The 24358-nt window shown below is 72.9% G+C and carries 24 protein-coding genes; 14 read left to right on the forward strand and 10 right to left on the reverse strand.

Going from position 1 to position 24358, the window contains the following annotated elements; genetic code table 11:
• The first annotated feature begins 181 nt into the window (after positions 1-181).
• Entirely contained in the window at positions 182-3397 is a 3216-nt protein-coding gene (locus tag AB0D99_RS24215) for a tetratricopeptide repeat protein (RefSeq protein WP_362365855.1), read from the forward strand.
• A gap of 86 nt (positions 3398-3483) precedes the next feature.
• Here the strand turns inward: AB0D99_RS24215 and AB0D99_RS24220 are convergent, their stop codons facing one another.
• Together AB0D99_RS24220 and mca are read right to left on the reverse strand one after the other, a co-directional pair.
• A complete protein-coding gene (locus tag AB0D99_RS24220; RefSeq protein WP_362365858.1) occupies positions 3484-3714 on the reverse strand; it encodes a hypothetical protein in 231 nt (76 codons plus the stop codon).
• 1 nt (position 3715) lies between these two features.
• Positions 3716-4597, reverse strand: a complete 882-nt coding sequence (gene mca, locus AB0D99_RS24225; RefSeq protein WP_362365861.1) for a mycothiol conjugate amidase Mca — start codon at positions 4595-4597, stop codon at positions 3716-3718.
• Between the two features lie 98 nt (positions 4598-4695).
• Here mca and AB0D99_RS24230 point away from each other — a divergent pair, with 98 nt between their 5' ends.
• On the forward strand, positions 4696-5097 hold the full coding sequence (locus tag AB0D99_RS24230; protein ID WP_362365864.1) for a DUF4307 domain-containing protein: 402 nt from the start codon (positions 4696-4698) through the stop codon (positions 5095-5097).
• A 190-nt stretch (positions 5098-5287) separates the two neighbouring features.
• Positions 5288-5785 (forward strand): transcription elongation factor GreA, encoded by a 498-nt coding sequence (gene greA / locus AB0D99_RS24235; protein ID WP_362365866.1) that lies wholly within the window; start codon positions 5288-5290, stop codon positions 5783-5785.
• 69 nt (positions 5786-5854) lie between these two features.
• Here the strand turns inward: greA and AB0D99_RS24240 are convergent, their stop codons facing one another.
• From AB0D99_RS24240 to ilvA, 3 genes are all read right to left on the reverse strand, one after another.
• Complete coding sequence (locus AB0D99_RS24240) at positions 5855-6700, reverse strand: ABC transporter permease (RefSeq protein ID WP_362365869.1); 846 nt, start codon at positions 6698-6700, stop codon at positions 5855-5857.
• Positions 6697-7728 (reverse strand): ATP-binding cassette domain-containing protein, encoded by a 1032-nt coding sequence (locus AB0D99_RS24245; RefSeq protein ID WP_362365872.1) that lies wholly within the window; start codon positions 7726-7728, stop codon positions 6697-6699. Before AB0D99_RS24245 ends, AB0D99_RS24240 begins: the two co-directional genes overlap by 4 nt.
• A 125-nt stretch (positions 7729-7853) precedes the next feature.
• Positions 7854-9083 carry a threonine ammonia-lyase gene (gene ilvA / locus AB0D99_RS24250; RefSeq protein WP_362365875.1) on the reverse strand — a complete coding sequence of 410 codons (1230 nt, stop codon included), beginning with the start codon at positions 9081-9083 and terminating at the stop codon, positions 7854-7856.
• 147 nt (positions 9084-9230) lie between these two features.
• Here ilvA and AB0D99_RS24255 point away from each other — a divergent pair, with 147 nt between their 5' ends.
• Genes AB0D99_RS24255 through AB0D99_RS24270 form a run of 4 tightly spaced genes read left to right on the forward strand, consistent with a single transcriptional unit; the run spans position 9231 to position 10768 of the window.
• Complete coding sequence (locus tag AB0D99_RS24255) at positions 9231-9746, forward strand: MarR family transcriptional regulator (protein WP_362365879.1); 516 nt, start codon at positions 9231-9233, stop codon at positions 9744-9746.
• 31 nt (positions 9747-9777) lie between these two features.
• The gene (locus AB0D99_RS24260) at positions 9778-10287 is read left to right on the forward strand and encodes a sigma factor-like helix-turn-helix DNA-binding protein (RefSeq protein WP_362365882.1); all 510 of its coding nucleotides are present in this window, start codon (positions 9778-9780) and stop codon (positions 10285-10287) included.
• On the forward strand, positions 10284-10535 hold the full coding sequence (locus AB0D99_RS24265; protein WP_362365885.1) for a hypothetical protein: 252 nt from the start codon (positions 10284-10286) through the stop codon (positions 10533-10535). The genes AB0D99_RS24260 and AB0D99_RS24265 overlap by 4 nt, the downstream gene beginning before the upstream one ends.
• A 41-nt stretch (positions 10536-10576) precedes the next feature.
• The gene (locus tag AB0D99_RS24270; protein ID WP_362365888.1) at positions 10577-10768 is read left to right on the forward strand and encodes a DUF1059 domain-containing protein; all 192 of its coding nucleotides are present in this window, start codon (positions 10577-10579) and stop codon (positions 10766-10768) included.
• Positions 10769-10859: 91 nt separating this feature from the next.
• Here AB0D99_RS24270 and AB0D99_RS24275 read toward each other — a convergent pair whose 3' ends face one another.
• On the reverse strand, positions 10860-12014 hold the full coding sequence (locus AB0D99_RS24275; protein WP_362365891.1) for a cystathionine gamma-synthase: 1155 nt from the start codon (positions 12012-12014) through the stop codon (positions 10860-10862).
• A 141-nt stretch (positions 12015-12155) separates the two neighbouring features.
• Here AB0D99_RS24275 and AB0D99_RS24280 point away from each other — a divergent pair, with 141 nt between their 5' ends.
• The 4 genes from AB0D99_RS24280 (at position 12156) to msrA (ending at position 17130) form a co-directional block, all read left to right on the forward strand.
• Positions 12156-13262 (forward strand): hypothetical protein, encoded by a 1107-nt coding sequence (locus AB0D99_RS24280; protein WP_362365894.1) that lies wholly within the window; start codon positions 12156-12158, stop codon positions 13260-13262.
• Between the two features lie 274 nt (positions 13263-13536).
• Entirely contained in the window at positions 13537-15150 is a 1614-nt protein-coding gene (locus AB0D99_RS24285; protein WP_362365897.1) for a M48 family metallopeptidase, read from the forward strand.
• Positions 15151-15188: 38 nt separating this feature from the next.
• The gene (locus AB0D99_RS24290) at positions 15189-16304 is read left to right on the forward strand and encodes a hypothetical protein (protein ID WP_362365899.1); all 1116 of its coding nucleotides are present in this window, start codon (positions 15189-15191) and stop codon (positions 16302-16304) included.
• Between the two features lie 166 nt (positions 16305-16470).
• A complete protein-coding gene (gene msrA / locus AB0D99_RS24295; RefSeq protein ID WP_362365902.1) occupies positions 16471-17130 on the forward strand; it encodes a peptide-methionine (S)-S-oxide reductase MsrA in 660 nt (219 codons plus the stop codon).
• 128 nt (positions 17131-17258) lie between these two features.
• Here msrA and AB0D99_RS24300 read toward each other — a convergent pair whose 3' ends face one another.
• Together AB0D99_RS24300 and AB0D99_RS24305 are read right to left on the reverse strand one after the other, a co-directional pair.
• Positions 17259-17897, reverse strand: coding sequence for a response regulator transcription factor (locus AB0D99_RS24300; protein WP_362365906.1), 639 nt, complete (start codon positions 17895-17897; stop codon positions 17259-17261).
• Positions 17894-19129 carry a histidine kinase gene (locus AB0D99_RS24305; RefSeq protein WP_362365909.1) on the reverse strand — a complete coding sequence of 412 codons (1236 nt, stop codon included), beginning with the start codon at positions 19127-19129 and terminating at the stop codon, positions 17894-17896. Before AB0D99_RS24305 ends, AB0D99_RS24300 begins: the two co-directional genes overlap by 4 nt.
• A 188-nt stretch (positions 19130-19317) precedes the next feature.
• Here AB0D99_RS24305 and AB0D99_RS24310 point away from each other — a divergent pair, with 188 nt between their 5' ends.
• On the forward strand, positions 19318-19911 hold the full coding sequence (locus tag AB0D99_RS24310) for a hypothetical protein (RefSeq protein ID WP_362365912.1): 594 nt from the start codon (positions 19318-19320) through the stop codon (positions 19909-19911).
• Between the two features lie 85 nt (positions 19912-19996).
• Positions 19997-21787 (forward strand): ABC-F family ATP-binding cassette domain-containing protein, encoded by a 1791-nt coding sequence (locus AB0D99_RS24315; RefSeq protein ID WP_362365914.1) that lies wholly within the window; start codon positions 19997-19999, stop codon positions 21785-21787.
• On the opposite strand, the gene AB0D99_RS24320 is transcribed toward AB0D99_RS24315, so the two are convergent.
• Both AB0D99_RS24320 and AB0D99_RS24325 read right to left on the reverse strand, forming a co-directional pair.
• Positions 21770-22126 carry a DUF1330 domain-containing protein gene (locus tag AB0D99_RS24320; protein ID WP_362365917.1) on the reverse strand — a complete coding sequence of 119 codons (357 nt, stop codon included), beginning with the start codon at positions 22124-22126 and terminating at the stop codon, positions 21770-21772. The two genes, AB0D99_RS24315 and AB0D99_RS24320, sit on opposite strands and share 18 nt — an antisense overlap.
• 92 nt (positions 22127-22218) lie before the next feature.
• Positions 22219-23271 carry an NAD(P)-dependent alcohol dehydrogenase gene (locus tag AB0D99_RS24325; RefSeq protein ID WP_362365920.1) on the reverse strand — a complete coding sequence of 351 codons (1053 nt, stop codon included), beginning with the start codon at positions 23269-23271 and terminating at the stop codon, positions 22219-22221.
• Between the two features lie 129 nt (positions 23272-23400).
• Between AB0D99_RS24325 and AB0D99_RS24330 the strand changes: the two genes are divergently transcribed.
• Positions 23401-24267, forward strand: coding sequence for a helix-turn-helix transcriptional regulator (locus AB0D99_RS24330; RefSeq protein WP_362365923.1), 867 nt, complete (start codon positions 23401-23403; stop codon positions 24265-24267).
• Positions 24268-24358 lie beyond the last annotated feature (91 nt).

A 24358-nucleotide genomic window follows, 5' to 3' on the forward strand; every position in this document is an offset into this window, starting at 1 on the left:
CTGGCCGCGAGGGGATTGGTTCCGGGTCGTCACTCGGACGCGGTATTCGGCAGATGAACGCCATCGGACGGGGGCTCGGGGAGCAGGCGTTCGGGAGGCCGATCGCCCCGCTCCCTCGCGCCGACGCGCGTCACGCAGGACACTTGTCGCCGGAACCGGAAGCTCTCGGAGGGGGACGCACATGCGGGACAGCCACCGGGCCGATGCCGAACGGCTGTTGGCACGCGCCGTGGAGGAGGAGGTGCGGCGCTCCGGAGGCCGCTTCGACTCCACGGCACTGCTGGCACGCGGCCGGGCCGCGCTGGACACCATGGCGACGAGTGCGGGCGAGGAGTACACCGCGTATCTGCGGGCACTGGAGGAGGCCGAGGCCGGGCGGCAGTCCCTGGCGGATCGGTTCAGCAGACAGGCCGTCGGAACCCCCGCGCTGGTCACGGCCGTTGCCGCCGCGGCGGCCTTCGGTGCCGACCTGGCCCTCGGCACGGCGGCCGGTACGGCTCTGGGCGCCGGCGCCGTGGTGGCGGTCGCGGGCGCCGCGGCGACCGTCCTGAAGGTGACGGCCGCGCACTGGCCGGCGGCACACCGCCGCGCGGGCGCCCTGGGCCAGCCGGGCGGACCCGAGCAGCTGCGGCTGCAGTGGCTGACGGCGCTGGACGTACGGGGTGTCCGGCCCTTCCTCGACCAGCAGCGGGTCCTGCTGGCGAGCACGCAGAAGCCGCCGCAGAAGGTCGTGGCGCAGCTGCGCGGCTCGGACCGCAGTGCGGCGGCGCGGCGACGGACCGTGCTGGAGCAGTCGTTCGGCCACCTGCCGGACCCCGGCGGGCCGTTCGCGGGTCGGCGCGCCGAGCTGGCCCAGATCACCCAGTGGGTGCAGGCGGGCCGGGCGTCGACACAGACCCGGCCCACGGTCGTGATGCTGTACGGGGAACAGGGCTCGGGCCGTACGACGCTGGCCGTGCGGGCGGCGCACGCGCTGCGGGACCAGTTCCGCGGGGCGTGCGTGGTGGACCTGCGGGGCGGCGGGACGCGCGGCGAGAAGCCGCTGTCGACCCGGGAGGCGCTGCTGCACCTGCTGAACCGGCTGGGCGCGCCGCGCGAGCAGCTGCTGTTCCGCGAGCGGTCGTCGGCGGAGCAACAGGTGCGCAGGCTGGCGGAGTTGTACCACCAGCATCTGACCGGGCTGCCGGTGACGGTGATCCTGGACGACGCGGTGGAGGCGGAGCAGGTCCGCACGCTGCTGCCGGAGCGCTCGGACAGTCTGGTCCTGGTCACCTGCCGGGAGCCGCTGGACCTCGCTCCCGACGTGCCGGCGGCCGTGCACCGGCTGCCGGTGGCCGCGCTGGACGCGGGGGGTGCGGAGGAACTGCTGCGGGAGGCGGCGGGGGCGCCCGACCCCGGCCCGTACGACTCCGAGGCGTTCGACCGGATCCGGGAGTCGTGCGCCGGGCTGCCGCTGGCGCTGCGGGTGGCGGGGTCCTCGCTCGGCGGGCGCTCGATGGGCGAGCTCGCACAGCTGCTGGCCCGGCCCGACTGGGGACCCGGAGCCGTCGAACGGGCGCTGTCCGTGCGGTACTTCACCGATCTCGACGAGGACGCCAGGCGGCTGCTGCGCCGGCTCGCGCTCGCCGGGCGGGCCTCTCTGGGCGCGGCGGCGGCCGGTGCGCTGCTGGGCGGCAGCGGTCAGGAGGGGGCCCGGCTGCTGCGGGAACTGGCCGAGGCGGGGCTTCTGGACCATGTCCGGGGAGAGCGCTACCGACTGCACGACTCCGTGCGCGGCTTCGCGGCGGCCCGGCTCCAGGACGAGGAGGACGCGGCGGAGATCGCGGCGGCGCAGGAGCGGCTGATCCAGAACTACGCGGAGCTCGCGGACGCGGTGATCCGGATGGTCGACGGCAAGATGTCGACCCGCGCGGACCGCTTCGGCGGGCACGGCTTCGGTTCGCTGGACGCGGCCCTGCGCTGGCTGGACGAGGAGTCCAGCTTCATCACCGCCGCGCTGCGGCATGCCGAGGGCGTCGACCAGCAGACGGTGCTGAATCTGCTCGGCGCGCTCTGCGACTACTGCCTGCTGCGCGGCGATCTGTACCGGCTCGGCGAGATCAACGAGCTGACCGACGCGGTCGGACAGGGGCTGCTGTCCCGGTCGGTGCAGTGGCGGACCGGTATCGCGGCCCGCCAGCTCGGCGAGCTCGACAAGGCGCGCACCACGCTGACCTCGGTGGTCTCGCTCTACCAGGAGGCGCACCAGGACGCGGGGGCCGCGCTCGCGCTCTGCTCGCTCGGGATCACCCTGCACCACCAGGGCAATCTGACGGAGGCGTCGGCGAAGCTGCGGGAGGCCCTGGTGCTCCAGGAGCCGGCTTCTCTCGCCGCGGACCGGGGCTGGACCCTGCATGCGCTGGCGGCGGTCGAGCGGGACCGGGCCAATCTGGCCGAGGCGCTGGCCCTGCTGCACACGGCCCTGGAGCTGCACCGGGAGAACGAGTCGCTGCACGGTGAGGCATGGGCGCACTTCCAGCTGGGCCAGGTGTGTCTGCGGATGGGCGACGTGGAGCGGGCCGACGCCGAGCTGCGGGCGGCCCTGGACCAGTACGGCCGCACCCGCGACGGGCGGGGCGAGGCGTGGGCGCTGACGCAGCTGGCCCGCGCGCGGCTCGTCGAGGGCGAGATCGCACCCGCGGTGGAGGGCCTGCGGCAGGCGCTCTCCCGCCACCGTGACCAGGAGGACGCGCGGGGCGAGGCGTGGACGCTCTACTACCTGGGGCATGCGCTGGAGGAGCGCGGGGACCTGGATCAGGCGGTACGGGAGCTGGAGCGGGCGCGCACGATGTTCTCGCGGATGCGGGACGTGTACGGGCTCGCCTGTGCCCGGCATCACTCGGGCCGGGTCACCCGCGACCAGCGCGCGGCCCAGACCGGCAACCTGCGCAATTCCGGCTTCGCCCGGCAGCTGCTGGTCGACGCCCGGGCGGACTTCCAGCGCATCGGGGTCGCCCATGGCGAGGGCTGGACCTGCCTGGAGCTGGCGATCGTCGACGCCGGCAACGGGAAGGTCGCTCAGGCCCTGGAGCTGTGCGGGGAGGCCACCGCGCTCTTCCTGTCGTACGGAGACCGGCGGGGCGCCGACTGGGCCCGCTTCCTGCGCTGCACGCTGCTGCCGTACGGGTCGCCGGGTGGCGCGGAGGTGGGGGCGGTCGTCGCCCAGGAGGAGCTGGCGCGGCTGGTCGAGGACCGGCACCCGACGCGGGACGGGAAGGTGGAGGACTGCGCGGAGGCGTACGCCGTGGTCCTGGAGCGGGGCGTCCAGCTCGACGCGGGCTGGCAGGCCTGGGACCTGGGCATGGTGCCGAACCGGCATGCCCGGGAGGTGATGGGCGTCCCGCTGGAGGTGGTGTGAGGCCCGTGTCGCGGTGCGGCGCCGGGGCCCGGGGTCGCCGCGGCGCGGGCCCTCCCGAGGGAGGGCCCGCGCCGCGGCGGTCCGCGCTACTCCCGCGCGGCCGTGCCGCTCTTCGCCGGCGCGGCGCCCTTCGGGTCCGGGGCCTCCTCGAAGGAGACCTTGCCCATGTGGCGGTTCATCGACTTCATCAGCATCCAGACGGCCACGGCCATCACCGCGAAGACGACGAAGCCGAGGACGCCGGGGGTCACCTTGTTCTTGTCCAGCTCTTCGGCGGCGAAGGGGACAAGCTGGGTCAGTGCCAGGTGTGCGCTCATGTCAGGCATTGTCGCGGATGCCCGCGAAGAGGTCGTCCTCGGGGAGGGAGGTCGGCACCAGCGACTTGCTGAGCTCGTACTCCTCCGTCGGCCAGACCTCCTTCTGGATCTCCATCGGCACCCGGAACCAGCCACCGTCCGGGTCGATCTGCGTACGGTGGGCGATCAGGGCCTTGTCGCGGGTCTCGAAGAAGTCGGCGCACGGGACGTGCGTGGTCAGGATCCGCTCCGTGCGCTCGAACTCGTCCCAGCGCTTCAGCCAGTCGCCGTACGGCGACTCCAGGCCCCGGTCGAGGAGCGCCTGGTGCAGGGCCTCGGTGCGGGGGCGGTTGAAGCCCTGGTTGTAGTAGAGCTTCTGCGGCTGGAAGGCCGGTCCGAACTCGTCCTCGGGGTACTTCTCGGTGTCCGCGGCTCCGTCGAAGGCCACCATCGTGATCTTGTGGGTCATGATGTGGTCGGGGTGCGGGTAGCCGCCGTTCTCGTCGTAGGTCGTGATGACCTGCGGGCGGAAGGAGCGGATCTTGCGGACCAGCTCGCCGGCGGCCGTGTCGACGTCCTCCAGGGCGAAACAGCCCTCGGGCAGCGGCGGCAGCGGGTCGCCCTCCGGCAGGCCGGAGTCGACGAAGCCGAGCCACTCCTGGTCGACCCCGAGGATGTCGCGGGCCTCGTCCATCTCCTTGCGGCGGACCTCGTGGATGTTCGCCTCGATGTAGGCGTCACCCTGGAGCTTGGGGTTGAGGATGGAGCCGCGCTCGCCGCCCGTGCACGTGACCACGAGCACGTCCACCCCCTCGGACACATACTTGGCCATCGTCGCCGCGCCCTTGCTCGACTCGTCGTCGGGGTGGGCGTGAACGGCCATCAGTCGCAGCTGCTCAGTCAAGACTCGATCCTCAGTGATTCGTCGCGGAGGCAGGTCTCTATAGTGACGGAACCGGGGGGCGGAAAATTCCGGGTGCCCCGGCGGCGAGAGGATCGATCATGAGCGCGGTGCGAGAGCAGCTGCCCGAAGGGCGCTACGGCCGCTCCGCGGACGCGCGCGCCGACCGCAAGCTCAAGATCGCCGGCGCCGTGCTCGGGGCCTTGTTCCTGGGCGTTCTGGGCTGGTTCGGCTGGCACTACGTCGGCGAGAGCAGGATCAGCGCCGAGATGATCAAGTTCGACGTGGTGAGCGACACCGAGGTGCAGGTGCACCTGGAGGTGCGCAAGGACACCGGCGTCACGGGCGTCTGCACGCTGCGCTCCCGCTCCGAGGACGGGGCCGAGGTGGGCCGCAAGGACGTGACCGTCGACGAGGCCGCCGACCGGGTCGACCGCGTCTGGTCGATCCGCACCACCGCGCGGGCGACGAGCGCCGAGCTCGTGGGGTGTACGCCGCAGTAGCTGTGGGTAGGGGACGGGTGGCGTGTCGAACACCGTTTCCAGCGCTGACCAGGAGCGACGCCATCTTGATGGTTGATGTCCTCCCCCTTTTCGCCACTAATTGTTAGGCTCGTGGTTTCGCCCGCCCAGGAAGGACAATCCTTCTGGGTAGGGCGATGCTTTGTATTCCCAGTACCTACGAGGAGCACCTGTGACCCAGACCAGCGACAACGTCACCTGGCTCACCCAGGAGGCGTACAACCAGCTCAAGGCCGAGCTGGAGTACCTGTCTGGTCCCGCGCGAACCGAGATCGCCGCCAAGATCGCCGCGGCGCGCGAGGAGGGCGACCTGCGCGAGAACGGCGGGTACCACGCGGCCAAGGAGGAGCAGGGCAAGCAGGAGCTCCGGGTCCGCCAGCTGACCCAGCTGCTCGAACACGCCAAGGTCGGCGAGGCGCCGGCGGACGACGGCGTCGTCGAGCCCGGCATGGTCGTGACGATCGCCTTCGACGGCGACGAGGACGACACGATGACCTTCCTGCTCGCCTCCCGCGAGTACGCGAGCGGTTCCATCGAGACCTACTCGCCGCAGTCCCCGCTCGGGGTCGGCGTGCACGGCAAGAAGGCCGGTGAGGACGCCGAGTACGAGCTGCCGAACGGCAAGAAGGCCACCGTGAAGATCCTCAGCGCCAAGCCGTACACCGGCTGAGCCCGATTCTTCGGCCGGAGGGCCGGACCCCTCAGGGGGTCCGGCCCTTCGGCTTTCGCGCCTCGCGCGTCAGACGGTCGCCGACCGGTACTTCCGTACCGACAGCGTCCGGAACACCACGATGATCAGGACCGACCAGATCAGCGAGGCCCAGACCGGGTACTGCATCGGCCAGGCGTCCGACGGGGAGACGCCCGGGTTGCCGAACAGTTCGCGGCAGGCCTGGACCGTCGCGCTGAACGGGTTCCACTCGGCGATGGGCTGCAGCCACGACGGCATCTGGCTGGAGTCCACGAACGCGTTCGAGATGAACGTGACCGGGAAGAGCCAGATCAGGCCGCCGGACGTGGCCGCCTCCGGCGTGCGGACCGAGAGGCCGATCAGGGCGCCGATCCAGGAGAAGGCGTAGCCGAGGAGGAGCAGCAGCCCGAACGCGGCCAGCGCCTTCGGGACGCCCTCGTGGATCCGCCAGCCGACGAGCAGGGCGACGATCGCGAGGACCACCAGCGTGAGGGTGGTCTGCACCAGGTCGGCCAGGGTCCGGCCGGTCAGGACGGCTCCGCGGGCCATCGGCAGGGAGCGGAAGCGGTCGATGAGCCCCTTGTGCATGTCGTCGGCGATGCCCGCGCCCGCGCCGGCCGTGGCGAAGGTGACGGTCTGGGCGAAGATGCCCGCCATCAGGAACTCGCGGTAGACCTCCGGGGAGGTCGAGCCCCCGATGTTCATGGAGCCGCCGAAGACGTAGCTGAACAGCACCACGAACATGATCGGCTGGATCATCCCGAAGATGATCATCTCCGGGATCCGGGTCATCCGGATCAGATTGCGTTTGGCGACGACCAGCGAGTCGCCGACGGACTGGGAGACACGGCCGCGCGGGCGGGGAGCCGCGACGGCGTCGTTCACCGCGGTCATTTCACCGCCTCCTTGCGTTCGCGCTTGCGGCCCTTGGCGTCCTGGGGCGCCCCGCCGTTCTCCTCGTCCTCCCGCTCGGCCGTGTGGCCGGTCAGGGACAGGAAGACGTCGTCGAGGGTGGGCCGGCGCAGTCCGATGTCGTCGATCTCGACCCCGACGGTGTCCAGGTCGCGGATGACCTCGGCGAGCAGCTTCGCGCCGCCGGTGACCGGGACGGTCAGCTTGCGGGTGTGGTTCTCGACGGAGACCTCGCCGTGGCCGATGCCCGCCAGTCCGTAGCGCGCGAGGACGTCACGGGCCGGGGCGATCATCTCCCGCTCGTGGACGACGACCTCGACGCGCTCGCCGCCCGTCTGGGCCTTGAGCGCGTCCGACGTACCGCGGGCGATGACCTTGCCGTGGTCGATGACGCAGATGTCGTCGGCCAGGTGGTCGGCCTCCTCCAGGTACTGGGTCGTCAGGAGCAGGGTGGTGCCCCCCGCGACCAGTTCCTGGATGACCTCCCACAGCGCCTGCCTGTTGCGCGGGTCCAGCCCCGTCGTCGGCTCGTCCATGAACATCACGGGCGGCGAGACGACCAGGGCGGCGGCGAGGTCGAGCCTGCGGCGCATGCCGCCGGAGTACGTCTTGGCGGTGCGGTCGGCCGCGTCGGAGAGGTTGAAGCGGTCGAGCAGTTCGCCCGCCCGGACCTTCGCCCGCTTGGCGTCCATCTGGTAGAGCTGGCCGACCATCTGGAGGTTCTCGCGCCCTGTCAGATACTCGTCGACGGCCGCGAACTGGCCGGAGAGGCCGATCGAGCGCCGGACCTCGTTGGGATGTTCGAGGACGTCGATCCCGGCGACGGTCGCCTTTCCGCTGTCCGGCTGGAGCAGCGTCGTCAGGACGCGTACGGCCGTCGTCTTCCCCGCTCCGTTCGGGCCGAGCAGGCCCAGGACCGTGCCCTCGGGTACGTCGAGATCGACGCCGTCCAGAGCTCGTACGTCGCCGAATGTCTTCACCAGACCCTCGGCGTGGATCGCGCCTGGCATGTGGGTTCTCCCAGGGATTTGGGCGTTTTCCACCCAAGTTTAGGTTTGAACGGCGCCCGACGCCCACCGAATGCGTGACCCCGACCACACCTGCCGACGCGATGCGTCGCGAACGGAGCGAACGCCTAGGTCAGGACCACGTAGCCCGCGTCCCGAAGGGCCGCCTCGACCTCCTCGCAGTGCTCCGGACCCTTGGTCTCCAGGTGCAGCTCGACCTCCGCCTCCGTCAGCCCGAGGCGCGGATCGGTGCGCACGTGGCTCACGTCGAGCACGTTCGCGTCCACCACCGTCAGCACCGCGAGGAGGGTCGCCAGCGCGCCCGGCCGGTCCGTCACGCGCAGCCGAAGGCTGAGGTAGCGGCCCCCGGCCGCCATGCCGTGGCGCAGGACCCGCTGCATGAGCACCGGGTCCACGTTCCCGCCGGACAGGACCGCGACGACCGGGCCCGCGAACGACGTCGGTTCGCTCAGCAGGGCCGCCACCGGACTCGCTCCGGCCGGCTCGACGACCAGCTTCGCCCGCTCCAGGCAGAGCAGCAGAGCGGAGGAGAGCGCGTCCTCGGAGACCGTGCGGATCTCGTCGACGTACTCCTGGACGATCGAGAACGGCACGTCTCCCGGGCGCCCCACCTTGATCCCGTCCGCCATCGTCATCGGCGACTCGATCGCCACCGGATGCCCGGCGGTCAGCGACGGCGGATACGCGGCCGCGCCCGCCGCCTGGACCCCGATCACCTTGACGTCGGGGCGCACCGACTTCACCGCGAGCCCGATGCCGGCCACCAGACCGCCGCCGCCGACCCCGACCAGGATCGTGCGGACCTCCGGGCACTGCTCCAGGATCTCCAGACCGACCGTGCCCTGCCCGGCGATGATGTCCGGGTGGTCGAAGGGGTGGATGAAGACGGCGCCCGTCTCCGCCGCGTACTCCTCCGCGGCCGCCAGCGTCTCGTCCACGACATGTCCGTGCAGCCGCACATCGGCGCCGTAGTCCCGGGTCGCCGCGACCTTCGGCAGCGGGGCGCCGACGGGCATGAAGACCGTGGAGTGGACCCCGAGGAGCGCGGAGGCCAGCGCCACTCCCTGCGCGTGGTTGCCCGCCGAAGCGGCGACCACCCCGGCCGCCCGCTGCTCCGGCCGCAGCCCGGCGATCCGTACGTACGCGCCCCTCAGCTTGAACGAACCCGTTCGTTGAAGGTTCTCGCACTTGAGGTGGACAGGGGCCCCCACCAGCGAGGACAGATAACGGCTGCCCTCCATCGCGGTCATTCTGGCCACCCCGGAGAGCATCTTCTGCGCCCCGCGCACATCGTCGAGGATCAGATGGTGCAAGGGGTCTGGCCTACGGAAGCTCATGACAGCAAGTCTCGCAGCTCACGGACCCCGTGGCCGCCCGGGTCTCTCCCGCCACCGCGGGTTTGCGCAGCGCAGGTACGGACCCTCGAAGGTCCGCGTACTCTGTCCCCCACCAACCGACCACCGCACGAGAGAGCCCCCACAGCCATGCCCACATCTCAGGACATGACGACTGAGCTTGACCCCGGTCTCCTCGATGCCCTCCAGCACCAGGTGGCCGTCTTCGCCCGCCGGGCCGAACAGACCCGGCTCGGCGGTACCGGGCAGCTCCGCAACTCGATGGACCGCGCCGCCTATCTGCTCCTGAACAGGCTGGACCAGGAAGGCCCGATGGGCGTCAAGGCACTCGCGGCGGGCATGGGCATCGACTCGTCCACCGTCACGCGCCAGGTCGCCCCGCTCGTCGACACGGGCCTGGTCAAGCGCACCTCGCACCCCGAGGACGGGCGGGCGGTCGTGCTCCAGCTCTCGCCGCGCGGGCTGGCCCGCCTGGAGGAGGTCCGCGCCTCCCGCCGCGAGTTGATGGCACAGGTGACGGACGGCTGGACGGCGGACGAGCGCGAGTCGTTCTGCACCCTGCTCACCCGCTTCAACTCGGCCCTGTCCGCCCGGCAGTCGGGTCTGCCGCCGGCCGTCGACACGGAGTCCTCCGCGACCTCTTGACCCGGGCGGCGCGCTGTCCTCATATGAGGACGTGCGAGATCGACAGGTCGGCCGGGGCGGCGACCACGGAGGCGAACCGCGTCGGCGCACCCGGCAGTTCGAGGCGTTCGTGGCGGGAGCGGCGGGGCGGCTGCTGCATGCCGCGACGCTGCTCACCGCCGAGACGAGAGCCCGCAACCCGCGCGCGCAGGCGCTGCTGACGGCCTCCCTCGCGCACACCTACGCCCACTGGGACCGGCTGCGCGGCGAGGATCCGTACGACCGCACCCGTGCCGACCTCGCCGCACGCTTCGCCCGCGCCGCCTGGCGGCACCACCGCGGCCGGGGCGGAGTCCTCGCCGCGCTCACCCCGCAGGAACGTCTCGTCCTGGTGCTCCGGCTGTACGAAGGGGTGGCGGAGGAGCAGACCGCGGCCCTGCTGGGGCTGCCCGAGGAACGCGTCCGCGCCGTCTGCGCCCGTGCGGTGGCCGCCCTGCGGGACCGACGGGACCCGCGGGCCGGATCCGGCCCCCGTGATCTGCCGGGGGAGGTCGCGTCGTGAACCGCCACGAGCGCAAGGAGGACGAGGTCCGGCGGATGCTCGACAGCACCCATCCGCAGGTCCCCGCCGACCTGGCCGCGCGGGCCGTCGAGCGCGGGACCCGTCTGATGCACCGCGACCGGGCCGTGCGCCGCGCGCTGTGGATGCTGCTGGCCGCGGCCGTGCTGGCCTTCGCGGTGTGGGCGTCGGTGGCCGAACCCTGGCACGTACCGCCCTCGCAGACCACTCCACCGCTCGAAGGCTGGTGACGACGGCCCTAGCCTGGAAGAAGGAGACCCAGGAGGCCGCCATGACCAGGAAAGTCGCCGACTGCCGGAAGACGCCCAGCGTGATGGGCTGCACGCTCACCATCACCGGTGAGGAAGAGGAAGTCGTACAGGCCGCGGCCGAGCACGCGGTCTCGGTGCACGGTCACACCGACAGCATCGACCTGCGGACCATGATCCGCGAATCACTGGAGGACGAGAAGGTCTCGGCCTGACCGGGCGCCCCGGAGCGGGCGCCCGACAGGCGGGTCCCGGCGCACTGCGCGACCGGTCCCCGGCCGGGGACCGGTCGCGTGCCGGCGGCTGCTAGCCCAGCGCCTGGCGCAGGTCCGCCAGCAGGTCGTCCACGTTCTCGATGCCCACCGAGAGCCGGACCAGGTCCGCCGGGACCTCCAGGGCCGAGCCCGCCACGCTCGCGTGCGTCATCCGGCCGGGGTGCTCGATCAGCGACTCCACACCGCCCAGGGACTCACCCAGGGTGAACAGCTTGGCGCGGTTGCAGACCTCCACCGCCGCCGCCTCGCCGCCGGCGACACGGAAGGAGATCATCCCGCCGAACGCCTTCATCTGCTTGGCGGCGATCTCGTGCCCCGGGTGCTCCGGCAGCCCCGGGTACAGGACCTGGGTGACCTTCGGGTGCTGGGTCAGCATCTCGACGATCTTGCCCGCGTTCTCGCTGTGCCGGTCCATGCGCACGGCCAGCGTCTTGATGCCGCGCAGCACGATCCACGAGTCGAAGGGACCGGCCACCGCGCCCATCGCGTTCTGGTGGTACGCCAGTTCCTCGCCGAGCGCCTCGTCGGCCGTCACCAGCGCGCCGCCGACGACGTCGGAGTGACCGCCCATGTACTTCGTCAGCGAGTGCACCACGACGTCCGCGCCGAGCGAGAGCGGCTGCTGGAGGTAGGGCGAGGCGAAGGTGTTGTCGACGACCAGCTTCGCGCCCGCCGTACGGGCCACGTCCGCGACGGCCGCGATGTCGGTGATGCCGAGAAGGGGGTTCGACGGGGTCTCGACCCAGATCACCTTCGTACGGTCGTTGACCGCGGCGCGCACGGCCTCGACGTCGGAGGTGTCGGCGACCGAGAAGTCCACGCCCCAGCGCTGGACGACCTTGGCGAAGAGCCGGAAGGTGCCGCCGTAGGCGTCGTTGGGGATGACCACGTGGTCGCCGGGGGTCAGCAGCGTCCGCAGGAGGCAGTCCTCGGCCGCGAGTCCGGAGGCGAAGGCGAGACCGCGCCGGCCGCCCTCCAGCGCCGCGAGGTTCTCCTCGAGGGCGGTACGGGTCGGGTTGGCGCTGCGGCTGTACTCGTAACCGCCGCGCAGCCCACCGACGCCGTCCTGCTTGTAGGTGGACACCTGGTAGATGGGCGGGACGACCGCGCCGGTCAGCGGGTCGGCCGTGTTGCCCGCGTGGATGGCGCGGGTCTCGAAGCTCTGGTGCGTGTGCTCGTCGCTCATGAGGCAGGAGCGTAGTCCTGAGCCCGGTCCGCCGCCGCCGACGTCTCACGGGGTGTCTCACAGCGTGGCCGGTCCCGTGCACCGTCACCGCGGGCCGCCCGGGCCTGACGGGCCGCGCGGGCCGTCCTGGACAATGGACCCATGGAGATTCTCTGGTTCCTGCTCGCGATGGGTCTGCTGTTCGCCGTCCTCGCTCCGTATCTGCGACGCCGCCGCGCCGTCGGAATCCATCAGGTCGCGCCCGGAGCGCCCGACGCCGCCGACCCCGAGGCGTACGGCTTCGCCCGCCAGGAGCAGCAGGACGTGCGGATGCCGGGGCCCGACGCCGACCTGCTCGACGTCCTCGACGTGGTCCAGGCGACGCAGGACTGGCGAGCGGCCTCGCAGCTCCTCGCCGGCACCGAGAAGGAGGGCGAGGTCCGCTGGCAGCGTGTCCAGGCGTTCGCGGGCGCGGCCTCCCTGGAGCTCCAGCAGAAGCCGGGCGTCGGTGGCGCGTGGCTGCGCGCCTGGCGCGCCGACTCCCCCAAGGACCCGGGCGGGGCCGCCGTGCACGCCGAGTTCCTGGTGCAGCAGGCGTGGCGCTCCTCGGCGGCCGGCACGGACGACTTCCGGATCATCCTCGAAGAGGCGAAGAAGGTGAGCGAGGAGGCGGCGCTGCTCGCTCCCGGCGACCCCGTCCCGTACCTCGTGCAGCTCGCCGTCGCCCGCGGACTCGGCTACAGCCACGAGGAGTTCGACCAGGTCTGGGCGAAGATCATCGACCGCGCCCCGCAGCACATGGGGGCGCATCTGGCCGCCCTGCACTTCTGGTGCGAGAAGTGGCACGGCTCGCGCACCGACGCCGACCGCTTCGCCACCTCGGCCGCCGCCCGCGCCCCGCAGGGCTCGCTGCTCGCGGCCCTGCCGCTGTTCGCGGTGTACGAGCACCTGCCCGAGATCGTCATCGTGCAGGACTTCTACCGGACCGAGGTGGTCAGGAAGGCGATGGAGGGCGCGCTGTACGCGGTCCACTCCGCCCGCCCCGACGACCCGATGCTGGCGCACGTCCGTCATCTGCTGGTGCTGTTCCTGGTGCGCGCCGAGCGGTGGACCGAGGCGATGCACCAGATCGTCCACGTGGACGGCCACGTCGGCGCGCTGCCGTGGACGCTGAGCGAGGACCCGGCCGCGGAGTACACGGTGTACCGGAACCTGGCCGTGGCCGGCTACGAGGCGAACGGCGGAAGCCCGGCGACGCTGCCGCGGTAGCGCGGCGGGTCCGTACGGGAGGCCCGGGACGACGCCGCCGGCCGAGGGCGGAGGCGGGGTCGCGGGCCGTAGGCGGCGGAGACGGCCGCGGGCCGGACGGAGGTCGGGACGGCGCCCGGGGACGCGGGCGGAGGCGGCGTCGCGAGGGGCGCCGCGTACGGATGCCCAGGTCGGGCGCCGTTTCCCTGTGGACGCCGCACGCGCCGATGGGTGATACTCCGCTTCCCCCCACAGCATCACCGATCGCCATTTCTCCGTGGGGGAACTCTGCCCGATGGGCGCTTCTCTGCGCGCGCTGCGCGCCCTCGTCCTGCTTGCCGGCTTCCATCTCCTCGGCATCGCGCTGCTGGCCCTGCTCGCTCTGGTCGACTGGGCGGCCGCGCTCTGGGCCCCCGGCCCCTGGGCGCTCAAGTTCTACGTCGTCACCGCCGTCCTCGCGGTCCCCATCGTCCGCGGCATGCTCATGCTGCGGACCCCGCAGGACGAGATCACCACGAGCGTCCTCGTCGGCGAGGCCGACGAGCCTCGGCTCTGGCGGACCGTGCGGGAGCTGGCCGATCGGGTCGGCACCCGGGCGCCGCACGAGATCCGGCTGACCGGCGAGGTCAACGCGGCCGTCAGCGAGGACTCCCGGCTGCTCGGCCTGCTGGGCGGCCGGCGCCGCCTCTACCTGGGCCTGCCGCTGATGGCCGGACTCACGGAGGCGCAGCTGCGGGCCGTGCTCGCCCATGAGTTCGGGCACTTCACCCACGCCGACACCCGCCTCTCCGGCATCACCGCCCGTGGCCGCGTCCAGGTCGAACGGACCGTCGCGCACTTCGAGGCGAAGGCCGGGGGCAAGGTCGCCAAGGAGGTGGCGCGGCAGGAGAAGAAGGCCGCGAAGCGGATCTCCAAGGGCAAGAAGGCGCACGAGATCGACACGACCGGCGTCGGCTTCACCTTCCGCACGATGGCCCGGATCTACACCGCGTACGGACGGCTCTCCCTGCGGGCCACGCAGGCCGATTCGCGTCGCCAGGAGCTCGCCGCCGACCTGGCGGCGGCCCGGATCGCCGGCCGTGACGCGACCGCGTCGGCGCTGCGCGAGATCGTCGTCGTGGAGACGGCCCACGGCTTCTTCCTCGACTCCTACGCCACGCTGGGCGCCGAGTTCGGGCTGCTGCCGCCGCACGGCGAGGTGATCGGGGGCGTACGGCATCTGCTCGCCGCGCGCGGCGAGGAACTGGACGAGCTGCGGTACGACCTGCCGACGCACCCCGCCTCCCCCTACGACTCCCACCCGCCGATGGCCGAGCGGGTCGCCCTCGTCGAAGCGCTGCCCGACGACGGCCGCGACGCCACCCCCTCACCGCCCTCGCTCTCCCTGCTCGTCTCGCCCGACCGCTCGCTCGCCGCCGTGGAGGACGTCACGCTGACCGCGGACGCGCTGCGGATGCGCCGAGTGGCCTGGCCGGACCTGGTGCACGAGGCGATGAGCGCCCACGCGGTGCGCGCCACGGAACCGGTGCGCCGTGCGACGGCCGAGGTGGCGGGCACCGTGCCGGGCGAGACCACGCCGCGTACGGCGCTGGACGCGATGCTCGACGCGATCGACGCCGGGAATGGCTGGGCGATCGGCGACCGGCTCCCGAAGTCCGAGCAGGCGGCCGCCGCGACGGGCCGGGCCGCCCGCGAGTTCGCCCGGCCCCTGCTGCGGCGGAACCTGTCCGGGCTGGTGGCCGGCGCCCTGACCGAGGACGGACGGGCGCGCTGGCAGCTCTCCTGGGAGGCCGAGGCGCGGCTGCGGCTGCCGCCCGGCTACGAGGACGAACTCCCGGCGGCCCTGGACGCGGCGGTCACGGACCGTCCGGACACCGGCCCCCTCCGTCTGCTCCTGCACACCTCCTGAACCGCTCTCCCCGTACGCAGAAAGTCACCGGACCCACCGTGATCATCCTCTGGATCGTCCTCACCCCCCTCGTCCTGGGCGTCCTGGCCCTGGGGCTGTACTTCCTCAAGGCCATCGTCCAAGGCACCATCGAGGGCCTGCGCTCCGACCCGGCCGCCGAGGCCGCCGCCGAGGAGCGGGCCGCGCGCGTCTCGGCGCTGGGGCTGCTGCCCCCCGAGCGCCAGAACACCGAACTGCCCGCGCCGCTGCAGCCGGCCCTCACCGTCGCCCTCGCGGCGGCCGGGGCCGGTGACTGGCAGCCCGCCGCCGAACTCCTCGAAGGGACGGCGGCGAAGGGCGGCTGGGAGCTCCGGGCCCACTTCACCGAGCGGCTGGCCGACCTGGCGGCCGACGACGACGCGTGGCTGCTGGCCTGGGAGGCCGCCCGGCCCGACGACCCCACCGCGGCTCTGCTGCGGGCGCGCAGCACCGTGTTCCTCGCCTGGAAGATCCGAGGGGCGAAGCGCGCGCAGTACACCACCCAGGAGCAGTTCGAGGGCTTCCGCCGCACGCTGCTCCGCTCCCGTGACGAGCACGCCCGCGCCGTGGAGCTGGCGCCTGCGGACGACCCGACCCCGTACGTGGGCGAGATCTGGACGGCGATCGGCCTCGGCCGGCCGCACGAGGAGATGCGGCAGGTGTGGAAGGAGATCACCGGCCGCGCCCCGCACCACTACGAGGCGACCTTCTCGGCGCTGCAGTACTGGTGCGCGAAGTGGCGGGGCTCCGAGGAGCTCGCCCGCGCCTTCGCCGTCCGGGCCGCGGCCGAGGCGCCGGCCGGGACGCTGATGTCGGTGTTCCCGCTGATCGCCCACTTCGAGCACGACGACTCGGACACCGCCGACGTCGACCGCACCCCCGAGATGTACGCGACGGTCGACGCGGTCCTCGCCGACGTGGCCGCCGCCGACCCGGACCACCCGAGGCTGCCGGAGGTCCGGCACCTGCTGGCGTACTACCTGTACCTGCAGGAACGGTGGGACGAGGCGCTCGACCAGTTCCGCCGGGTGGACGGCCACGCGGGCGCGTTCATCCCCTGGCGCCACAAGGGCGACGCGGCGGAGGAGTTCTGCCGGATGCGCGACGAGTGCGTGGCCAACGGGTCGGGGGCCTGACCGGGCGTCGGGACCGGGGCCGGTCGGGGGCCCGGCCGGGCCCGGCGATCGGGACCGGGGCCGGTCGGGGGCCCGGCCGGGCCCGGCGATCGGGACCGGGGGGCCGGGGGAATCCCTCCCGGCCCCCGGGCGTTGTGCGTAACGCCGACCGTCGAGGAGAAGCCGCATGTTCCTTTCACGCACCCCCGTCCTCCCCACGCCCGAGCAGGCGTTGAAGGGCCGCCCGGAACCCGAGTTCACGGTGCCCGAGCGCCACACCGTCCTCGGCAACCCGCTGCTCGGCCCGTACCCCGACGGCCTTGAGGTGGCCGACTTCGCCCTCGGCTGTTTCTGGGGCGCGGAGCGCAAGTTCTGGCAGACCGAGGGCGTCTGGACGACGCTCGTCGGCTACCAGGGCGGCATCACCCCGAACCCGGCCTACGAGGAGGTCTGCTCGGGCCTCACCGGCCACACCGAGGCGGTCCGGGTCGTCTTCGATCCCGCGAAGGTCTCGTACGAGCAGCTGCTCAAGCTCTTCTGGGAGTCGCACGACCCGACCCAGGGCTTCCGCCAGGGCAACGACGTCGGCACCCAGTACCGCTCGGCGGTCTACACCCACTCCCCCGCCCAGGCCGCGGCGGTCGACGCCTCCCGCGCCGCCTACCAGCAGGTCCTGACGGGCTCCGGCTACGGCACGATCACCACCGAGATCCTCCCGGCGGACGGCCGTACCTTCTTCCCCGCCGAGGGCTACCACCAGCAGTACCTGGACAAGAACCCGGCGGGCTACTGCGGAATCGGTGGCACGGGCGTGTCCTGCCCGATCGGGGTGGCGAAGGCCGAGTAGCGGCGGGCGCCGCTCCGCGGTCCCGGCGGATCAGCCCACCGGTTCACCGATGAGCGGGATCGCGGAGCCCGGTGCGTCCGGGGTGTGCGGCATGTCCGAGGGCGCCGAGGTCGTCCGGGCGGCGCTCCCTACGGGGCCGGCGTCGCCAGGCCGGTCCGCCAGGCCCAGGCGGCGATTCCCACCCGGTTCCGTACGCCCAGCTTCGCCTGGATGTTGGCCAGATGGGTCTTGGCCGTGCCGGGGGTGACCACGAGTGCGGACGCGATCTCCGCGTTCGTCAGGCCCTGGGCGACCAGCCGGACGATCTCCCGTTCCCGTGGGGTCAGCGGGTCCTGGGGCGGGGTGTCGCCGGGCTCGGGTGCGAGGTGACGCAGCAGACGGACGGTGATCTGCGGGCTGATCAGCGTGTCGCCCGCCATCGCCGCCCGTACCGCCTCGATCAGCAGTGCCGGCCCCGAGCGCTTGAGCAGGAAGCCGCAGGCGCCGTGGCGCAGGGCGGTGTGGACATAGTCGTCGAGGTCGAAGGTGGTCACCACGATCACCTTCGTCCGGGCGGAGAGCCGGCGGGTGACCTCGAGACCGTCCAGTCTCGGCATCCGGATGTCGGCGAGGACGACGTCGGGGCGCAGGGTGCGGGCGAGGTCGACGGCGGTGGCGCCGTCGGCCGCCTCGGCGACGACGGTCATGTCCGGTTGCGAGTCGAGGATGAGCCGGAAGCCGTTGCGGACGTCGTCCTGGTCGTCGGCGATCAGGATGCGGGTGGTCATGGGCGGTCTCCGGTCCGGTCCAGGGTGGCGGTGAGGCACCAGTTGCCGTCGTGGGTGGCGGTGCGCAGTGTTCCGCCGCTCGCGCGTACGCGCTCGGCGAGGGCCGGCAGCCCGCTTCCGCCGCGTTCGCGGGGCCGGGGGTGCGGGCCGGGACGGACGCCGTCGTTGGTGACCGTCATCGTCACCTCCCCTGCGAGGAGGGTCAGTTCGACGTCGACCCGGGTCGCCGCGGGGGCATGGCGGCGTACGTTGGTCAGCGCTTCGGCCGCCACCCGGTGGAGGGTGGCGGCGGCCTCCCGGGACAGCGCGTGTTCGACGCCGTCGGCGAGGTCGAGTCGGCTCTCCGTCCTGCCCTCCTCCCCGAACCTGCGGACCAGGTCCGCCAGTTCGCCGAGGCCGGGGACGGGTGCGCGATCGGCGGACGCCGACGCGCGGAGCAGGGAGACCGTGCGGTCGATGGAGGCGAGGGCGGCGAGCCCCGCCCGCTCGATGCGCTCCAGGGCGGGCAGGGCCGCGGCCGGGTCCTGTCCGGCGACGAACCTCGCGGCCTGCGCCTGGGCGACGATGCCACTGATGTCGTGGGCGACGAAGTCGTGGAGGTCGTGGGCGAGCCGGAGCTGCTGAGCGTGCCGGGCCTCCCGCACGGCACGGGTCCGGCGGCGGTCGGTGAAGCGCGGGTAGCCGCCGACGACGGCCGCGCCCAGTGAGGGCACACACCAGAACGCGCTCATGCCGACGTACTCGAAGAAGGAGGCGCCCGGCAGGAGCGGGACGGTCCACAGCGCCGTCGCCGCGGCGGCGATCCCTCCCCCGGCGAACGCCTCCCGGCGCGGGGCCCAGCGGTAGGCCACGGCCTGGAGCACGACCAGGAGGCAGGCCGCGCCGAGGAGCCACCGGGACTCCTCGGACGTGCCGTCGACGAGCGGGAGCACGGCGAGCAGCACGCCGCCGGCGAGACCGGCCGCACGCCCGGCGTACGCCCACCGGCCGGGCAGCGGACCGTGCCGGCGTGCGGGCGCGTCATCGGGGTCGGCCCCCATCGGCGACCGCCCCGGCGAGGGCGGTGCGGTGCCGCCGGGCCCACGGCCCGTCCGCCCGGCCGGCGCGCGCGGCCCGTCCGCCCGTCCCTCCCGCTCCGCCGGGCGCCGGCTCCACCGCACCGGCACCGCCCCCGCGAGGAGCGCTCCCGCCGCGATCAGGGCCGGTGCGGCCGCCACCCATGTCCCCGTCATGTCCCCACCCCCGCGCCCACCTTACGGATCACCTGTCCCTCACACCCTCTGCCGATCGGCAGAGGACGGCGGCGGTACGGCACGAGGATCTGCCGGTCGGCGGATGGGCCCGGCCCCCGGCCCGGGACGAGGCTGATCACACCGACAGGACACGGCCCCGACAGGCCGCAGGAGAAAGGTTGCTGAGCATGAGGACCGTCATCGACACCCCGCCGCGCTGGGTCGTCCGCACCGCCCACCTCGCCGCGCTGGCACCCCTGCCCAGCGGACTGTGGCGGCTGGCCGCGGCGTGCGGCGTCCCGGTGGGCTTCACCGGTACCAACGCACTGGCCGATGTCGAGCCGGGCGGCTTCTTCTCGCTCTACATGGTCGGACTCTCCGTGGTGGTCGAGGCCATCGGGCTTCTCGCGCTGGGGCTCGTCCAGTCCTGGGGGCAGGTGTTCCCCCGCTGGATGCCGCTGATCGGCGGGCGGCGCGTGGCGACCTCGTTCACCGTGCCCCTGGCCGGGACCGGGGCGCTCGCCCTGACCGCGCTCACCACGCTCGGCGCCTTCGGCTGGAACGGCCCGGAGACCATGGGGCACCCGGAGTCCCCGAAGGGGATCGCGTACGTGGTCATGACCGCCTGCTACGCGCCCCTGCTCGCGTGGGGGCCGCTGCTCGCCGTGGTCACCGCGCACTATTGGCTGCGCCGTCGGCGGACCGCGCGTCTACACTCGGTCGCATGGGTTCGCACTACTACTTCCGCTGATTCCGGCCGCGGACACGGTCTGACCCGCTGATCCGGCGCCCTCGGGGCGCGGCAGTGGCGGTCCCGGTGTCCCTTCATCCGGCCCGAACGAACCCCACCCTTCAGGGAAAGATCCCATGCGCGACCGCGCCCAGATGACCATGAAAGACGTCTCCAAGGCGTACGGGGACCGCTCCGTCCTCGAACAGATCTCGTTCACCGTCCGCCCCGGCGAGCGGACCGCCGTCATCGGCGAGAACGGCTCCGGCAAGTCCACGCTGCTGCGTCTCCTCGCCGGGGCGGAGGCCCCGGACACCGGCGAGGTCACCGTCCGTTTCCCCGGCGGCGCCGCCCACCTGGCCCAGACGCTCGCCGGGTCCTTCGGCATCGGCCCCGAGCACACGGTGCGGAACACCGTCGACGCGGCGCTCGCCGAACTCCGGTCGATGGAGCGGGAGATGCGGGCGGCCGAGGAGTCGCTCGGCTCCGCGACGGCCGAGGAGCTGGCCGCGTACGGCGAACTGGCGGCCCGGTACGAGGAGCGCGGCGGGTACGAGGCCGACGCCCGGGTCGACGCCGCGCTGCACGGCCTCGGCCTCGGACACGTCGCGTACGAGCGCCGCGTCGGCACCCTGTCCGGCGGCGAACAGTCCCGGCTCGCCCTCGCCTGCGTCCTGGCCTCCGGGGCCGAACTGCTGCTGCTCGACGAGCCGACGAACCATCTCGACCGGGCGGCCGCCGGATGGCTGGAGGAGCGGCTGCGGACCCACCGGGGCACGGTGGTGGCCGTCACCCACGACCGGGCGTTCCTGGAGGGGATGGCGACGGCGATCCTGGAGGTCGACCGCGACACGCGCGCGGTGACCCGGTACGGCGACGGCTGGTCCGGCTACCGGGCGGCGAAGGCCGCCGATCGCCGCCGCCGCGTGCGGGAGCACGAGGAGTGGCGGGAGGAGGTGGCCCGTACGGAGGAGCTGGTGGCGGCGGCCGGACAACGCCTGGCGGGCTCCGGCAAGGACCCGCGCCAGGGCTTCGGCAAGCACCGCCGCTCCCACGAGAACAAGCTGTCCGGCCAGGTCAGGTCGGCCCGGGTACGACTGGAGCTGCTGCGGAGGACGCCGGTACCGCCCCCGCCGGAGCCGCTGCGGTTCACGGCCCGCCTGACGACGGTCGGCGGATCGGGTACGGGTGCCGGATCGGGTACGGGCCGAGGATCGGGCACGGAGCCGGGCGTGGACCCGGTCGGCGGACCGGGCACGGACGGCGGCCCGAGGCCGGCCCACGGCCCGCGGCCGGGTGGGGAGCCGACGCCGACCCATCGCGCGGCGCCCGGTGCCGGGCCCGGTCCGCACGACAGGACGCTCGTCGAGCTCGCCGACGTCGTCGTCGGAGAACGGCTGCGGATCGACGAGCTGCGGATCTCGCCGGGCGACCGGCTGCTCGTCTCCGGGCCCAACGGGGCCGGGAAGACGACCCTGTTGCGGGTGCTCGCCGGGGATCTGCGGCCGGACAGCGGCACGGTCGTCCGGCCGGGCCCGGTCGGGTACCTGGCCCAGGAGTTGCCCGCCGTGCCGTCACGGGAGCCGCTGCTCACGGCGTACGCGGCGGGCCGCCCCGGGCTGCCCGAGGAGCACGCGGACGAGCTGCTCGCCCTCGGGCTGTTCCGGGAGGAGGACCTGACCGTGCCGGTGGCCGCGCTGTCGGTGGGCCAGCAGCGGCGGCTGGAGCTCGCCCGGCTGGTCAGCCGGCCGGCCGACCTGCTCGTCCTGGACGAGCCGACCAACCATGTGGCGCTCTCCCTGGTGGAGGACCTGGAGGCGGCCCTCGCCGCTTTCGAGGGGGCCGTCGTCGCGGTCTCCCACGACCACCGCTTCCGCTCCGGCTTCGGCGGCACCCCGCTCGAACTGCGCTCAGGCCGTACCGCCTGACGCGGCTCGCATCGCCGCGGCCGTCGCCGCCGCGTCGTAGCCGGGGGCGACGCCGTCGATCAGCAGGATGTCACCGGGGATGTGGCGGCTGCGCAGCGGGAGGATCTCCTGGTAGGCGGCGGAGTCGTACCAGTCGCGCGCCTGCTCCATCGAAGGGAAGGCGATCATGACGAGGGCTTCGGGCCAGTCGCCCTCGCGGACCTCCCGTTCGGGGGCCCCGTGCACGAGGAAGCGGCCGCCGAAGGGGTCCAGCGTGGCCTGGATCCGCTCGATGTAGGTGAAGACCTCGTCGTCGAGGGCGGTCGGGGGGCGCAGGTTCGCGAGTGCGTAAGCGGTCATGACGCAAGAATGCCGGGGCATGGCGTACGGGGTCGATTACCTCGGACGTCATGCCCCGGCACCCGTCCCGTTCGGGAGGCCGCTCGGAGGGCTCAGATCGTCGACGCGTCGATCACGAAGCGGTAGCGCACATCGCTCGCCAGCACCCGCTCGTACGCCTCGTTGATCTGGTCCGCGCGGATGAGCTCGATCTCCGCGCCCAGTCCGTGCTCCGCGCAGAAGTCCAGCATCTCCTGGGTCTCGGCGATGCCGCCGATCGCGGAGCCGGCGAGCGTCTTGCGGCCGAGCATCAGCGTGAAGAGGTTGAGCGAGACCGGCTCCTCGGGGGCGCCGACGTTCACCAGCGCGCCGTCCGTCCTGAGCAGCCCGAGATAGGCGCCGAGGTCGAGCGGGGCGGAGACGGTGGAGACGATCAGGTCGAAGGTGCCGGCCAGCTCGGTGAAGGTCGCCGGGTCGCTGGTGGCGCGGTAGTGGTCGGCGCCCAGCCTGAGGCCGTCCTCCTGCTTCTTCAGGGACTGGCTGAGCACGGTCACCTCGGCGCCGAGCGCGTGGGCGATCTTGACGCCCATGTGGCCGAGGCCGCCGAGGCCGACGATGGCGACCTTCTTGCCGGGGCCGGCCTTCCAGTGGGCGAGCGGCGAGTAGAGGGTGATGCCCGCGCAGAGCAGCGGGGCGGCCTGGTCGAGCGGGATGCCGTCGGGGATGCGCAGGGTGTAGTTCTCGTCGACGACGATGTGGGTGGAGTAGCCGCCGTAGGTCGGCTCCCCGTCCTTTCCGAGGGCGTTGTACGTGCCGGTCATGCCCTTCGCGCAGTACTGCTCCAGGCCCTGGAGGCAGTAGTCGCACTCCCGGCAGGAGTCGACGAAGCAGCCGACCCCGACGCGGTCGCCGACCTCGTGCCGGGTGACCCCTGCGCCGACCTCGGTGACGACGCCGGCGATCTCGTGACCGGGCACCATCGGGAAGATGCCCTCTCCCCAGCCGTCACGGGCCTGGTGGATGTCGGAGTGGCAGATGCCGGCGAACCTGATCTCGATGAGGACGTCGTGGTCGCCGACCGGGCGGCGCGGCACGGTGGTGCGCTCCAGCGGGGCGTTGGCGGCGGGCGCGGCGTAGGCGGATACGGCGGAAACGTTCGTGGTCATGGCATGCAGCCTGCCGAGGTGCCGCTCGTCCACCCAGCCCTCTGTCCTGCCTACGTCCAGCGTGCCTACCACTGGCAGGGACAGGAACGCCCGCCCGTCGGGGGCCGCCGCCTGGGATAATCGGGACGCATGGATCTCAGTGCCGAACTCAGCGAATTCCTGCGCTCGCGCCGGGCCCGGCTGAAGCCGGAGGACGTGGGTCTGCCGGAGTTCGGGCGCCACCGCCGTGTACCGGGGCTGCGCCGGGAGGAGCTGGCACAGCTTGCCGGGGTGTCGGTGGCCTACTACACGCGGCTGGAACAGGGCAACGGCCGCAATGTGTCGATGGAGGTGCTGGACGCGATCGCGCGGGCGCTGCGGCTGAACGACTCCGAGCGCGCGCACCTGACGCATCTGGCGAAGCCGACGGCGAAGAAGAAGCAGCACCGGGCGGCGATCACCCGCCCCCAGCAGGTGCGGCCGGGGCTGCGGCACCTGCTGGACTCGATGGACGGCGTCCCGGCCCTGCTCGTCGGCCGTCGGCTCGACGTCCTCGCCTGGAACCGGATGGCCCGGGCGCTGCTCGGCGACTTCGCGGCGATGGAGCCGGAGGAGCGCAACATGGCCCGGATGGTCTTCCTCGGCGCCCACGCGCGCGACCTCTACCAGGACTGGGAGTGCAAGGCGACCGAGGTCGTGAGCGTGCTGCGGTTGTACGCCGGCTGCTACCCGGACGATCCGGCGCTGCTCGCGCTGGTCGGCGAGCTGTCGGTGCGCAGCGAGGAGTTCCGCTCGCTGTGGGCGGCGCACACCGTCGCGGACAAGGGGCACGGCAGCAAGCGGCTGCGGCATCCGCTGGTGGGCGAGATGACGTTGCAGTACGAGTCGTTGAAGGTCTCCGGTACGGACCCGGACCTGGCTCTGGTGACCTACCAGGCGGAGCCCGGGACGGCCTCGGCGGACGCTCTGCGGCTGCTCGCGCAGTGGGGCGTGGAGGACGTCGTGCGGCAGCCGTGAGCCATGACGGAAGCGGCGGCCCCCTCCGGGTGGAGGGGTGGCCCACCAGAACCCGCTCCGCGAAGGGCGCGCACCCCCGACACCCCGAGAA

Origin of the sequence: Streptomyces sp. NPDC047971 (assembly GCF_040653355.1) — a bacterium.
In the GTDB taxonomy this organism is placed as follows: Bacteria; Actinomycetota; Actinomycetes; order Streptomycetales; family Streptomycetaceae; genus Streptomyces.

Bases quoted from the DNA above. Each gene is read 5' to 3' on its own strand.
- AB0D99_RS24285 (WP_362365897.1), top strand. From the start codon at position 13,537: ATGGGCGCTTCTCTGCGCGCGCTGCGCGCCCTCGTCCTGCTTGCCGGC.
- AB0D99_RS24280 (WP_362365894.1), top strand. From the start codon at position 12,156: ATGGAGATTCTCTGGTTCCTGCTCGCGATGGGTCTGCTGTTCGCCGTC.
- AB0D99_RS24230 (WP_362365864.1), top strand. From the start codon at position 4,696: ATGAGCGCGGTGCGAGAGCAGCTGCCCGAAGGGCGCTACGGCCGCTCC.
- AB0D99_RS24245 (WP_362365872.1), bottom strand. From the start codon at position 7,728: ATGCCAGGCGCGATCCACGCCGAGGGTCTGGTGAAGACATTCGGCGAC.
- AB0D99_RS24220 (WP_362365858.1), bottom strand. From the start codon at position 3,714: ATGAGCGCACACCTGGCACTGACCCAGCTTGTCCCCTTCGCCGCCGAA.
- AB0D99_RS24310 (WP_362365912.1), top strand. From the start codon at position 19,318: ATGAGGACCGTCATCGACACCCCGCCGCGCTGGGTCGTCCGCACCGCC.
- ilvA (WP_362365875.1), bottom strand. From the start codon at position 9,083: ATGAGCTTCCGTAGGCCAGACCCCTTGCACCATCTGATCCTCGACGAT.
- AB0D99_RS24330 (WP_362365923.1), top strand. From the start codon at position 23,401: ATGGATCTCAGTGCCGAACTCAGCGAATTCCTGCGCTCGCGCCGGGCC.
- AB0D99_RS24270 (WP_362365888.1), top strand. From the start codon at position 10,577: ATGACCAGGAAAGTCGCCGACTGCCGGAAGACGCCCAGCGTGATGGGC.
- AB0D99_RS24300 (WP_362365906.1), bottom strand. From the start codon at position 17,897: ATGACCACCCGCATCCTGATCGCCGACGACCAGGACGACGTCCGCAAC.
- AB0D99_RS24215 (WP_362365855.1), top strand. From the start codon at position 182: ATGCGGGACAGCCACCGGGCCGATGCCGAACGGCTGTTGGCACGCGCC.
- AB0D99_RS24315 (WP_362365914.1), top strand. From the start codon at position 19,997: ATGCGCGACCGCGCCCAGATGACCATGAAAGACGTCTCCAAGGCGTAC.
- AB0D99_RS24305 (WP_362365909.1), bottom strand. From the start codon at position 19,129: ATGACGGGGACATGGGTGGCGGCCGCACCGGCCCTGATCGCGGCGGGA.
- AB0D99_RS24275 (WP_362365891.1), bottom strand. From the start codon at position 12,014: ATGAGCGACGAGCACACGCACCAGAGCTTCGAGACCCGCGCCATCCAC.
- AB0D99_RS24255 (WP_362365879.1), top strand. From the start codon at position 9,231: ATGCCCACATCTCAGGACATGACGACTGAGCTTGACCCCGGTCTCCTC.
- AB0D99_RS24240 (WP_362365869.1), bottom strand. From the start codon at position 6,700: ATGACCGCGGTGAACGACGCCGTCGCGGCTCCCCGCCCGCGCGGCCGT.
- AB0D99_RS24320 (WP_362365917.1), bottom strand. From the start codon at position 22,126: ATGACCGCTTACGCACTCGCGAACCTGCGCCCCCCGACCGCCCTCGAC.
- msrA (WP_362365902.1), top strand. From the start codon at position 16,471: ATGTTCCTTTCACGCACCCCCGTCCTCCCCACGCCCGAGCAGGCGTTG.
- AB0D99_RS24325 (WP_362365920.1), bottom strand. From the start codon at position 23,271: ATGACCACGAACGTTTCCGCCGTATCCGCCTACGCCGCGCCCGCCGCC.